Source organism: Vibrio sp. ZOR0018, from assembly GCF_963865925.1.
Lineage (GTDB): Bacteria > Pseudomonadota > Gammaproteobacteria > Enterobacterales > Vibrionaceae > Vibrio > Vibrio anguillarum.
On record NZ_CAWMCN010000011.1, the window covers coordinates 70,377 to 83,931 of the forward strand.

General features: G+C 42.9%; 10 protein-coding genes. 9 read left to right on the plus strand and 1 reads right to left on the minus strand.

Going from position 1 to position 13,555, the window contains the following annotated elements; all coding sequences use genetic code 11:
* Positions 1–89: 89 nt before the first annotated feature.
* Both pflB and AACR75_RS00555 read left to right on the plus strand, forming a co-directional pair.
* Entirely contained in the window at positions 90–2,366 is a 2,277-nt protein-coding gene (gene pflB / locus AACR75_RS00550) for a formate C-acetyltransferase (RefSeq protein WP_013856546.1), read from the plus strand.
* Positions 2,367–2,566: 200 nt separating this feature from the next.
* Positions 2,567–3,553, plus strand: coding sequence for a lipid A deacylase LpxR family protein (locus AACR75_RS00555; protein ID WP_026028681.1), 987 nt, complete (start codon positions 2,567–2,569; stop codon positions 3,551–3,553).
* Between the two features lie 17 nt (positions 3,554–3,570).
* On the opposite strand, the gene AACR75_RS00560 is transcribed toward AACR75_RS00555, so the two are convergent.
* Positions 3,571–5,355 carry a methyl-accepting chemotaxis protein gene (locus tag AACR75_RS00560; RefSeq protein ID WP_047688335.1) on the minus strand — a complete coding sequence of 595 codons (1,785 nt, stop codon included), beginning with the start codon at positions 5,353–5,355 and terminating at the stop codon, positions 3,571–3,573.
* 201 nt (positions 5,356–5,556) lie between these two features.
* Here AACR75_RS00560 and pflA point away from each other — a divergent pair, with 201 nt between their 5' ends.
* From pflA to AACR75_RS00595, 7 genes are all read left to right on the plus strand, one after another.
* Positions 5,557–6,297, plus strand: a complete 741-nt coding sequence (pflA, locus tag AACR75_RS00565; protein ID WP_013856543.1) for a pyruvate formate lyase 1-activating protein — start codon at positions 5,557–5,559, stop codon at positions 6,295–6,297.
* Positions 6,298–6,361: 64 nt separating this feature from the next.
* Positions 6,362–7,027 (plus strand): energy-coupling factor ABC transporter permease, encoded by a 666-nt coding sequence (locus tag AACR75_RS00570; RefSeq protein WP_047688337.1) that lies wholly within the window; start codon positions 6,362–6,364, stop codon positions 7,025–7,027.
* A 123-nt stretch (positions 7,028–7,150) separates the two neighbouring features.
* On the plus strand, positions 7,151–7,651 hold the full coding sequence (locus AACR75_RS00575; RefSeq protein ID WP_013856541.1) for a YfbU family protein: 501 nt from the start codon (positions 7,151–7,153) through the stop codon (positions 7,649–7,651).
* A 288-nt stretch (positions 7,652–7,939) separates the two neighbouring features.
* Positions 7,940–9,874, plus strand: coding sequence for a PrkA family serine protein kinase (locus AACR75_RS00580; protein ID WP_013856540.1), 1,935 nt, complete (start codon positions 7,940–7,942; stop codon positions 9,872–9,874).
* 82 nt (positions 9,875–9,956) lie between these two features.
* Positions 9,957–11,228 (plus strand): YeaH/YhbH family protein, encoded by a 1,272-nt coding sequence (locus AACR75_RS00585; RefSeq protein ID WP_017042294.1) that lies wholly within the window; start codon positions 9,957–9,959, stop codon positions 11,226–11,228.
* 12 nt (positions 11,229–11,240) lie between these two features.
* A complete protein-coding gene (locus AACR75_RS00590; RefSeq protein WP_013856538.1) occupies positions 11,241–12,779 on the plus strand; it encodes a SpoVR family protein in 1,539 nt (512 codons plus the stop codon).
* A 166-nt stretch (positions 12,780–12,945) separates the two neighbouring features.
* Entirely contained in the window at positions 12,946–13,464 is a 519-nt protein-coding gene (locus tag AACR75_RS00595) for a cytochrome b (RefSeq protein ID WP_047688339.1), read from the plus strand.
* Positions 13,465–13,555 lie beyond the last annotated feature (91 nt).

The following is a 13,555-nucleotide window of genomic DNA, read 5'->3' on the forward strand; positions in this document are numbered from 1 at the left end:
TATTAATAGAGTGTACTGCTCCTTTCGAGGATAACTGGCTCAACGGTGAAGACGGTACGTGTTTTTTCTACTAAAAAGGTAGGTATGTCATGGCAGAGCAATTTGCTAAAGCTTGGGAAAGTTTTGTTGCAGGTGAGTGGCAAAACGAAGTTAACGTTCGTGATTTTATTCAAAAGAACTATACGCCGTATGAAGGTGACGAATCTTTCCTAGTTTCTGAAGGTACTGAAGCGACAAACAAGCTTTGGGCTAAAGTAATGGAAGGTATCAAACAGGAAAACGCGACTAAGGCCCCTGTCGATTTCGATACTGACGTTATTTCTACCATCACTGCTCACGATGCAGGCTACATCGAAAAAGATCTTGAAACTATCGTGGGTCTACAAACTGAGAAACCACTTAAGCGCGCTATCATCCCTAACGGTGGTGTGCGTATGGTTGAAGGTTCTTGCAAAGCATACGGTAGAACTCTTGACCCTATGATTTCAAAAATCTACTCAGAATACCGTAAAACTCACAACGCTGGCGTTTTCGATATCTACACTCCTGATATCCTAGCGTGTCGTAAGTCTGGTGTTCTGACGGGCCTTCCTGATGCTTATGGTCGTGGCCGTATCATTGGTGACTACCGTCGCGTAGCACTTTACGGTATTGATTTCCTAATGAAGGATAAGCTTGCTCAATTCACTTCTCTACAAGAGCGTTTTGAGAACGGCGAAGATCTAACGGCAACGATGCAACTTCGTGAAGAAATTGCAGAACAACACCGCGCACTTGGCCAAATGAAAAAAATGGCTGAAAAATACGGTTTTGACATCTCTCGCCCAGCAGAAACTGCACAAGAAGCTATCCAGTGGACTTACTTCGGCTATCTAGCTGCTGTTAAATCACAAAACGGTGCGGCAATGTCGCTAGGTCGTACTTCTACTTTCCTAGATATCTTCATCCAACGTGATCTAGAAGCGGGTAAAATCACTGAAGTACAAGCTCAAGAAATGATCGACCACTTCGTAATGAAGCTGCGTATGGTTCGTTTCCTACGTACTCCTGAATACGATGAACTATTCTCTGGCGACCCAATTTGGGCAACAGAATCAATGGGTGGTATGGGTCTTGACGGTCGTACACTCGTTACGCGTTCTAACTTCCGTTTCCTAAACAGCCTATACACTATGGGTCCTTCTCCAGAGCCAAACATCACTGTACTTTGGTCTGAGCAGCTACCTGACGGCTTTAAACGTTTCTGTGCAAAAGTATCTATCGATACTTCATCTATCCAGTACGAAAACGATGATTTAATGCGTCCAGACATGAACTCTGACGACTATGCTATCGCATGTTGTGTATCGCCAATGGTTGTAGGTAAACAAATGCAGTTCTTCGGAGCGCGTGCAAACCTTGCTAAAACCATGCTTTACACCATCAACGGTGGTATTGATGAGAAGTTGAAAATCCAAGTTGGCCCTAAAATGGACAAGATCGCAGGTGAGTATCTTGACTATGACGAACTGTGGGCAAAAATGGACCACTTCATGGATTGGTTGGCGAAGCAATATGTGACCGCACTAAACAGCATTCACTACATGCACGACAAATACAGCTATGAAGCCGCGCTAATGGCACTGCATGATCGTGACGTTAAACGTACGATGGCATGTGGTATTGCTGGCCTGTCTGTTGCTGCTGACTCTCTATCTGCAATCAAATACGCAAAAGTTAAGCCAATTCGTGACGAAGATGGCCTAGCGATCGATTTCGAAATCGAAGGTGATTATCCTAAATTTGGTAACAATGACGCCCGCGTTGATGACATCGCATGCCAACTTGTTTCTACGTTTATGGGCAAAATCCGTAAACTTAAGATGTACCGTGATGCAATTCCAACTCAGTCTATCCTGACCATCACTTCAAACGTGGTATATGGTAAGAAAACAGGTAACACACCTGATGGTCGCCGTGCTGGTATGCCTTTCGCACCGGGTGCAAACCCAATGCATGGCCGTGACGAAAAAGGTGCAGTAGCATCATTAACTTCAGTCGCGAAACTACCGTTTGCTGATGCACAAGATGGTATTTCTTATACTTTCTCTATCGTTCCAAATGCGTTAGGCAAAGAAGAAGCAAGTCAACGTGCAAACCTTGCTGGCCTGATGGATGGTTACTTCCACCATGAAGCAGGCATTGAGGGTGGCCAACACCTAAACGTGAACGTGCTTAATCGCGAAACTTTAGAAGATGCGGTTAAACACCCTGAGAAATACCCTCAGCTAACCATTCGTGTATCTGGCTATGCTGTGCGTTTTAACTCACTGACTGCTGAACAACAAGCTGACGTTATTGCACGTACTTTCACTGAATCGCTATAATTTCAGTTAAATTACTAGCAAAATAGTTAAGCCCTGCTCGATGAGTGGGGCTTTTTTATACTCAGAAATTAAAAATGCGCAATGCATCGACCACAAATGTTACGCTTACCACATTTATTTTGATTCAATTGCCTATTTATCAACTGAATAGCGCATCTTTCCTATATGATTAGGGCTTGTCTATACTCTGCAGTGTTCGTATGAAGCTATTTCACATTCTTCCATTGACGTTACTCAGTGCTTCTGCGCTGGCCTCTCAACACGCAACGGTTGCTTTTAACCTCGATAACGATGGCGTATTTGGCGTAGATCGCGACTACACCAATGGTTTATTTTTAAGCTACACCTCAGGGGCGATTGCTCCATATTGGTGGGCTAAACCACTCAGCCTTTCTGTTTGGGGAGCGGCCCCATTGGACAAATGGGAAATCAGCATTGGCCACAAAATGTGGACTCCTTCGGAGATTTCTCTCACCAAACCAGAGCCGAATGAACGACCTTACGCTGGGTATTTACACACCGAGCTTAACTATATTAGTTTGCATCCCCAACAAGCCACGCGGGCAAATTTAACCATTGGAACCACCGGAGATGCTGCGCTTTCTGAGAAAGCGCAAAAGTTAGTGCACAGCATCACTAAATCTGACGAACCCAATGGTTGGGCCTACCAAGTAGAGGAAAAAATCGTCGGCAGCGTGGGTTATCTGTCTCACTTTAATCTGACACGATACCGCAGCTATGCAGGAACTGACGTTGAGCTTTCCAACGTTTCAGAGGTCAATGTAGGTAACTTTCGCAGTGATCTCTCCACAGGTTTTATGATGCGTTGGGGGACCGATCTTGCGGGTAACTTTGGCAGTGCTCAAATCAGTGCAGAAAACCCTTTCTCGGCAGGGATGATTGGTGCCTCGGATACTGGATGGTTTCTATTCGGAGGTGTAGAAGGACGCTATCGCTTCAATGACATTACCATCGAAGGAGATAGGCCTTTAAACGGATTGGATCACCCATCTGAATATTACCAAGTTAACTTGGAAAATCTTCAGGCGACCGCCGTAGTTGGTGCGGCTTGGTATATTCAACAAGTCGGTGCAAGTTTAACGTTCACCGCAAACACACCTGAGTATAAGGAAGATAAAAACTCCATTCACGGTGTCGGTAATATTTCTCTTTTTGCTTTTTTCTAACGTTTAGCAAACTGAAATTATATGGTGAAACTTTGGCAGTCTACACTTAGGCTGCTAGAGCGTTTATCCACAATCTGGCTGATTGCTCTTAACTGTTCATTGTTCTCTTCCAAGGCTTTCATGGCTCGAGATATTTGTATCATATTATCCGCCATTGAATGGCTAGTCGTCGCCAAATCTCGAATCGATGCAAAAATGGCTTCTATTTTATTCGCCGCTTCATCTGCTTTTTTGATAATTTGCGCGATGGCCTGTATCGCCTCATTACCTTTCTCTTGCCCACTCTGCATAGACTGCTCAGATTGCGCAATATAAGTGATTACTTCCGCACTTTCCTTTTGCATAGTATCAATCGTGCCGGAAATTTCGGCCACGGCATTGAGTGCCAATAAGTTAGTCTGCTCGGCAATACCATTAATGATGTCCATCACCGAGTCTACTTTTGCAGAAGCTTGTTCAAGTTGATGAATGTGGCCTGCGGCCGAACTTAGGATTTTACCAACCTCAACCAGTGACGTAATAGCAACGGAAATCACTTTTCCTCCCTCTTCTGCGCTTTGCATAGAAGATTTGCTGAGTTCCGCAACAAACTCCAATGAGTTAGAGACTTCTTGGGTCGTCACGCTGACCTCTTCTGTGGCCGATGCCAATAATTGCGTTTGTCCCAAAACATCAGATTGATTTGTCACCAAAGTGTCTAATCCAACATTCAGTGATGCGGCATCACCAGACAAGGCTTCACTGCTTTTCTGCACACCACTCACCAATTTCCCTAAATTTTCACAGCTTTGGTTAATGGCCAATGCCAGTTGATTGAATTCGTCCTTTTCGTTATTCGTCATCGGCATACGGCGTGACAAATCGCCACGCGAGATATTGTTCAACACGTGAATAGTTTGCGACAAAGAACGAGAAAGAGAAAAACTAAAGGTAAGGAAAATAGCAATGGTCAATATGGCAAGTAACGCACAGGCCGCCAATACAGACCACTGTGTTTGCGATGCGGTCGTTTTTGCGGCCAACTGATATTGCTCACTCAACGCGGAAAGCTTGGTTGAAATATCTTGAATCACCGACTTAACTTGCGCCTCTGTATCGCCTCTTTGTTTCTCCATCACTTGCAATTGCTGAGACAGTTCACTCACACGTAAAAAAGCCTGTTTAAATTGTTGTATCTCTTTTTCATACAGATCCAACATCGAATAAGAATCAGACATATTGACGAAACTGGCCATAGCACGATTAAACAGTTTTAAGTTTTGCTCCGTGGGTTCTAATAAATAATTTTGCTGCGCCTTAACCATGGCTTGAAAATCCGAGTTGATTGTAACCATCCCCGTCTCATCTATCTTTTTCTCTATCGTGGTGGCCAACGTTTTCAGCTCACCCAGCTTACCTTCGTTAACGTTGAAACCCACCTCTGATTTCACTTGCAACCAAGGACGCAAAAATTGGTCAAATTGTTTGGCCGCCTTGAGCAACACTTCCCCTTCTTGAGCAAAATTGGTCTTTTGCAGGAAAGCAACATTAGCATTCACCTCTCCCATCAACTGATCCAATTTATTCAAAATCGAGTTGACCTGATTGCCTTGCATGTTGTTTAGCTCTGATGCAAGCGACAACAAATTTGCTTGAGTAGTAAATATCGCCACAGAACCGGATGCCACTTCGCCACTGGAGCGATACTGTTCATCCATTCCCATCAAGCTCTTTGCGGTATAAATCCCTAAACCTAAAAAACCAACACAAAGGATAACTAAAAATAGACTGATTTTTTGCTTTTGAGAAAACTGTACATCCATGAACTATTCCTTATTTAAACCCTATCGCATTCAACGAGTTCTTATTTCTATACAGTGTAGTCAATGTGCAGAATTTCATGGCATTCATTTTGAGCCACAACATATGGTTTAGGATATGCGGCGGCAATTGCACATTAACCCTACTTAATCCCTACCATTTGTAATAAAATAACGGGCAAATAACCTATTCGAGATGAACTGATGTCAACAACTGGTCGTATTCATTCTTTTGAGTCTTGTGGCACGGTAGATGGCCCTGGAATTCGCTTCATTGTTTTTATGCAAGGCTGCCTAATGCGTTGTATGTATTGTCATAATCGTGACACATGGGACACCCATGAAGGCAAGGAAGTGACTGTTGAAGAAATCATTACCGAAGCAAAATCTTATCGCCATTTTATGAAAGCCTCTGGCGGCGGAATTACCTGTTCAGGCGGTGAAGCTATGCTTCAACCTGAATTTGTTCGTGATTTATTCCGCGCAGCGCAAGCTGAGGGCATTCACACCTGCTTAGATACCAACGGTTATATTCGCAAACACACAGACGTGATTGATGAAGTGCTCGATGCCACTGATTTAGTGATGTTAGACATCAAACACATGAAAGATGAGATCCACCATGATTTTATTGGTGTGTCGAATAAGCGAACCTTAGATTTCGCGCGCTACTTACACACCATAGGTAAAAAAACGTGGATCCGTTATGTGATTGTTCCTGGCTACACTGATGACGAAGAAGCGGCTCATATGCTTGGTGATTTTATTAAAGATATGGATAACATCGAAAAAGTAGAGCTGCTGCCTTATCACAAATTGGGCGCTCATAAATGGGAAGCAATGGGGTTAGAATACCCATTAGAAGGTGTGAATCCGCCGTCAAAAGAGACCATGGACAAAATCGTTGGGATCTTAGCTCAGTATCACTCAAACATAAAATATTGATTGCTTGATTTAATAACCATAAAAATGCCAGCATAATGCTGGCATTTTTATAGAGAGGCTAGCCATGCAGCTGGAACAACTTGCGGTGCTATTGCTCCTGCTACTTGTTGGGTTAACGACCCTTCGCGATTTTAAATACTCATTTTGGACAAAGTTTAAGGCCGAGAAATCCTTTCAGCATCTCACCTATTTTGCCTCTTTTGCGCTTTTTCTTTTGTGGTTAGCTCAAGCCGGAGTGACCGAAGGATTGCCTATCCATTTTCTCGGTTTAACAACCCTCACGATGATGTTTGGCTGGCGCTGCGCATTTGTTATAACTATTCCTGTTACATTCGCACTGGCGGTGGTCGGTAAACTGGCCTTCTTTAACATCCCCGAATACTTACTGCTATCATCGCTACTGCCAATCCTAGTTAGTTATGCTTTGTTTGCTTTGAGTTATCATTATCTACCGCGCAACATTTTTGTGTTTATTTTTGTGGCTGGTTTTTTAAATGGCGGCCTGACGGGTAGCCTGCATTTGGCCATTAACACCGCTTATCAATTGCTTCTTGGGCAACATGGCTGGCAAGTCATCCGCGATAATTACCTAATTTTTGTTCCTTTACTCGCTTTCCCAGAAGGGCTGCTCAATGGTATGGCGTTAGCGATACTATCCATATTTAAGCCGGAATGGTTGCGTGTCTTTTCCGACAAAGATTATATCTATAACCACTTACACAAAAAGTGACAAGAATTGCACACATTTTATACTTTCCATATTAAATCCGTGTTGAGATCATGTTTCATTGTCGATAATTGCTGTTAACCTTATGCCATCAAATAGAACATAAAATTTAGTGAGGCTACCTCCATGGAAATGACCAACGCTCAACGACTGATTCTATCTAATCAGTATTTTTTGATGTCACAGATGGATCCCAACAACGCCAAAAAATACAAGCGGTTACAAACCATTGTAGAACGTGGTTATGAACTGCAAATGCGAGAACTCAACAAAGAATTTGGCTGCTTGACCGAAGCGGAGTGCCGCGAAGTGATCGACATCATGGAGATGTATCACGCTATGCAAGAATCACACAAAATGCTCTCCGATGCAGAAAGCAAAAATGTGGATCAGCGCCGCCTGCACTTTTTAGGGTTTGATATCGCTAAAGAGTCACAACGCGTTCATTACGTGCGTTTCTTGGTTGAGTCTGAAGGGCTTTACCCACAATTTGATAAAGCCGATCACCACTTCAACAGCCAAATGCCAATGTCAGATAAATATCGTCGCATGTTAACGGCTTGGCGTAATTGTCCTCGCCAATACCATTTGTCAACCGCAGAATTTACACAAATTTTTAATGCCTAAATTTTAATACCTAGCAAGGTAGGCTGACGAAAGATGAAAAGACGCAGACACTGCGTCTTTTTTACATTCCCCCTCGCAGTTGTTAACTCCAACACCAACTTATCCCTCGAACTCTTGATATTCATACACTAAATAGTTCAACCTGATCGACGTTATTACTGTCACGAAATTTAAATAAACACATAATTGTTAAGCAAAATTGTCAAACTCGGACTAGTCTTAAATTGTTATTAATTTGTGTTTTTAAGCGGTGTTGTCAGTTAGACAGTTTTCAGAGGGGAATTCACTATGAGTATTTTTGACCACTTTCAGGCACGCTATGAAGCCGCCAAGGATGAAGAGCTATCACTGCAAGAGTTTTTAGCTCTGTGTAAAGAAGATAAAAGTGCTTATGCCAATGCAGCAGAGCGGCTGTTAATGGCGATTGGTGAGCCTGAGCTGATAGACACAGCAAAACACCCCCGATTGAGTCGCATTTTCTCTAACCGGGTGATTTCTCGTTATAAAACTTTTGAGGATTTCTATGGCATGGAAGAGGCCATAGAACAGATTGTTTCCTACCTCAAACACGCAGCCCAAGGTTTAGAAGAAAGAAAACAAATTCTCTATCTACTCGGTCCAGTTGGTGGCGGTAAATCTTCACTGGCGGAGAAACTCAAAGCTTTAATGCAACAAATGCCTATTTATGTTTTGTCTGCAAATGGCGTTCGTAGCCCAGTCAATGACCACCCATTTTGTCTGTTTGATGTGGTTGAAGATGGCGAAATCCTCAAGCAGGAATATGGGATAGAAAAACGCTATTTACGCTCAATTACATCACCTTGGGCGGCCAAACGCTTACACGAGTTTGGTGGCGATATTTCCAAATTCAAAGTCGTCAAAGTACGACCTTCAATTCTCGATCAAATTGCCGTCGCAAAAACAGAACCCGGTGATGAAAACAACCAAGACATTTCGTCACTGGTTGGGAAAGTGGATATTCGAAAACTCGAGCATTTCTCGCAAGATGACCCCGATGCATATAGCTATTCCGGTGCACTCTGTAAAGCCAACCAAGGGTTAATGGAGTTTGTTGAGATGTTCAAAGCGCCAATTAAGGTGCTTCACCCACTCTTAACCGCCACGCAAGAAGGAAACTTCAACGGTACAGAAGGGTTATCCGCCCTACCCTTTGATGGCATGATTTTAGCGCACTCAAACGAATCAGAGTGGCAGACATTCCGTAACAACAAAAACAACGAAGCGTTTTTGGACCGGGTTTATATCGTTAAAGTCCCTTACTGTTTACGCGTCTCGGAAGAAGTGAAAATTTACCAAAAACTGCTTGAACACAGTGAACTATCCAAAGCGCCATGCTCACCAAGCACACTAGAATTACTTGGTCAATTTAGTATCCTCTCGCGCCTAAAAGTGCCGGAAAACTCGTCACTCTTCTCCAAAATGCGCGTCTACGATGGTGAAACGCTAAAAGATACCGATCCAAAAGCAAAAAGCTATCAAGAGTATCGTGACTACGCAGGTGTTGACGAAGGGATGTCCGGTTTATCGACTCGCTTTGCCTTTAAAATACTGTCGCGCGTATTCAACTTTGACCAAACGGAAGTTGCGGCTAACCCCGTTCATCTGTTCTATGTCATCGAACAGCAAGTTGAACGCGAGCAGTTCCCTCAAGAAATCGCTGAACGATATATGGAGTTTTTAAAAGGCTACTTAGTGCCTCGTTATGTCGAGTTCATTGGTAAAGAGATTCAAACGGCTTATTTGGAATCTTATTCTGAATATGGTCAAAATATTTTTGACCGCTACGTTACTTATGCTGATTTCTGGATCCAAGACCAAGAGTATCGTGATCCTGAAACTGGCCAACTTTTCGATCGTTCATCGCTCAATAACGAGTTAGAAAAAATCGAGAAAACAGCAGGCATTAGTAACCCGAAAGATTTCCGAAATGAAATCGTCAATTTTGTACTGCGTGCGAAAGCGCACAACAATGGACAAAATCCGGTTTGGACCAGTTACGAAAAACTGCGTACCGTCATTGAGAAAAAAATGTTCTCAAATACCGAAGAGCTACTTCCTGTTATCTCTTTTAATGCCAAAACCTCATCTGATGATCAGAAAAAACACGACGATTTTGTCGCTCGTATGATGGAGAAAGGTTATACAGAAAAACAAGTAAGGCTGTTGTCTGAGTGGTATTTACGCGTCCGTAAATCTTCTTAACTTCAAGCAAACCAAAACCTGTACATGCGTTAGCCATACGAACAATGGCTAACGTAAAGGTGACGTTTTCAAGGGGATACTCATGGCGCAATTTATCGATAGAAGATTGAACGGTAAAAACAAAAGCGCGGTCAATAGACAACGCTTTTTACGCCGTCATAAAGAGCAGATCAAAGAATCTGTTGCAGACGCAGTGAATCGTCGCTCCATCACCAACACCGAGTCTGGCGAAGATGTGTCGATCCCAAATCACGACATCAAAGAACCCGTGTTTCATCAAGGAAAAGGCGGCCTAAAAGAACGAGTTCACCCGGGTAATGACCAGTTTATTACTGGTGATAAAATTGAGAGACCTAAAGGTGGCGGACAAGGCAATGGTTCAGGACAAGGTGATGCGAGTGCTGATGGCGAAGGCCAAGATGAATTTATTTTCCAAATCTCTAAAGATGAATATCTTGATCTACTGTTTGAAGATCTGGAATTGCCTAATCTAGAAAAAAATCAAATCAATAAGATTACAGAATGGAAAACTCATCGCGCGGGTTTCAAAACGGCAGGTGTACCGTCGAACATCGCTGTAGTTCGTTCTTTGCAACAATCACTAGCTCGCCGCACCGCAATGACAGCGGGAAAACGTCGTTTAATGGGGGAATTAGAAGAAGAGTTACTGCGCATTCAAAATAGAGAGCCCGCTCAAGTATTAGAAGAGAAGCGACTTAAGCAAGAAATCGAAGCGTTGCGTAAAAAAATTGAAAGTGTGCCGTTTATTGATACGTTTGACCTACGTTTCAAAAACTTTGAAAAGCGCCCCATTCCATCGAGCCAAGCTGTTATGTTCTGCTTAATGGATGTGTCGGGTTCAATGGATCAAGCGACTAAAGATATTGCCAAACGTTTTTACGTGTTGCTGTATCTATTTTTAACTCGCACTTATGAAAATGTCGAAGTGGTGTTTATTCGTCACCATACGCAAGCCAAAGAGGTGGATGAGCACGAGTTCTTCTACTCTCAAGAGACCGGCGGCACGATTGTTTCTAGCGCACTGAAATTAATGCATGAAATCATTGAACAACGCTACCCACTCGGCGAATGGAATATCTACGCAGCTCAAGCATCCGATGGTGATAACTGGGCTGATGATTCGCCTCGTTGTAAAGAACTCCTCACCAATAAGCTTCTGCCATATTGCCAGTATTACGCTTATATTGAAATCACTCGTCGCTCACACCAAACCTTGTGGCACGAGTACGAAAAATTACAACCCTCATTTGGCAATTTTGCGATTAAAAACATTCGCACCGTGGATGACATATTCCCTGTATTTAGGGAGCTATTCCAAAAGGAAACAGCTTAGGGAGGCATACTAATGACAACAAAAGCGAAAGGCACTTCAAAACGCAAGAGCAAATTGCTACCAGACGGACCTGACTGGACGTTTGAGCTTTTGGAGAAATACCATACTGAAATACGCCGGGTAGCTGAGTTTTATCGTCTCGATACTTACCCTAATCAAATTGAAGTTATTACCTCCGAGCAGATGATGGATGCCTACTCCAGCATTGGCATGCCGATTAATTACAGCCACTGGTCATTTGGCAAAAAATTTATTCAAACGGAACAAGGTTACAAACATGGCCAAATGGGGCTCGCGTATGAGATCGTGATTAACTCAGACCCATGCATTGCCTATTTAATGGAAGAAAACACCGTCACTATGCAAGCCTTAGTGATGGCGCACGCTTGCTATGGTCACAACTCGTTTTTCAAAGGCAACTACCTTTTCCAAACTTGGACGGATGCGAGCTCTATCATTGACTATCTCTTGTTTGCCAAAAACTACATTTCAGAATGCGAAGAAAAATATGGCGTACCCGAAGTCGAATCGCTGCTCGACTCATGCCACGCGTTAATGAATTATGGTGTTGACCGCTATAAACGACCTGAAAAAATATCGATAGCAGAAGAAAAAGCACGTCAAGAAGAGCGCGAAGCTTATCTACAATCACAAGTTAATGAACTGTGGCGCACCGTGCCCAAAGCAAAAACCAAAGAAGAAGATCTTAAAGTTCGTTTTCCAAGTGAGCCACAAGAAAACATTCTTTATTTCATTGAGAAACATGCGCCACTGCTTGAGCCATGGCAACGGGAGATCGTTCGTATTGTGAGGAAAATAAGCCAATATTTTTACCCACAAAAACAGACGCAAGTGATGAATGAAGGCTGGGCCACATTCTGGCACTACACTATCTTGAATCACCTTTATGATGAAGGTTTTGTTTCTGAGAAATTCATTCTTGAGTTTCTACACAGCCACACCAGTGTCGTCGCACAACCTTCTTACAACAGCCCCTATTTTAGTGGCATCAATCCATATGCACTTGGCTTTGCTATGTTCCGAGATATTAAACGTATTTGTGAAGAGCCAACCGATGAAGACAGGGAATGGTTTCCTGAGCTTGCTGGCACAGAATGGTTAGATGCGCTTCATTTTGCTATGCACAACTTTAAGGACGAGAGCTTCATTAGCCAGTATCTTTCACCTAAAGTAATGCGCGATTTCAAGCTGTTTGCCATTGTGGATGACGATCGCAAGAATTTTATTGAAGTTAGTGCCATTCACGATGATATTGGCTATCACGCCATCCGTGAAAAGCTTGCGGCACAGTACAATCTCAGTAATTTAGAACCGAATATTCAAGTTTATAACGTGGATGTCCGTGGTGATCGTTCACTGACGCTTCAACACGTTCCACACGATAGAATTCCTTTAGATCAAAGCTGTCATGAGGTACTAAAACACCTTTACCGTTTATGGGGGTTTGATGTCATTTTAGAGGAAGTCAAAGAGAGTGGCCGACGTGAAATTTTAGCGACTTGCCCACCACACGGCGAACGTGACACATAAGAACAAGTCGTTACCTTAAATATCGACGTCATAATGCGCGACCTCATTCGTTGCGCATTTTTTATTAAAAAAATATTTGTAATACATCCTTACAGCTTTGTTCACATTTCATTCATTAAATATTTGCTTAAATAAAATCACCAATATTTATAAGGGTATTTAACTAATGAAGCACAACAAAATCATCATCGCTATGCACTGGGTTATAGCATTACTGTTCGTATTGCTGTTTTTAAGCGATTCATTTCGTTCATTCTCCGATAAAGGTAGCGAAATGCGAGTGTTATGGCTGAACTTACATGCATGGTTTGGAGTCGCTGTTTTTGGATTATCGATGATTCGTTTAGCCGTAAAACTAAGCACAACAGCACCAGCGCCAGTGTATGCAAGTGACCTTATGCAGAAGCTGCTATATGGAGCGCATGCTGCCCTTTACCTCCTTACATTGCTTGTTCCAATCAGTGGTTATCTGCGTTTTGCAGGAAAAGGTCGGACATTAACTCTGGCAGGCGATGCTATTCCCTCATTGATAGGTAAGAGTGATTGGCTTTATAACATAGGGAAAACTTTACACGGTGAAGTAATGCAGGTGATTGTATTGACTGTTATCGGTGGTCATATCGCAGCGGCTCTTTATCATCACTTCATCGTAAAAGATCAGGTCATGGCACGCATAAAACCGTAATTAACTCGGTGGTAAAAATCCGCCTTCTTAGAAGGCGGCTTTGGTTTACAGCCCCCTGAAAGGGGGCATCCTCGCGCTGTTAGTTCATCTT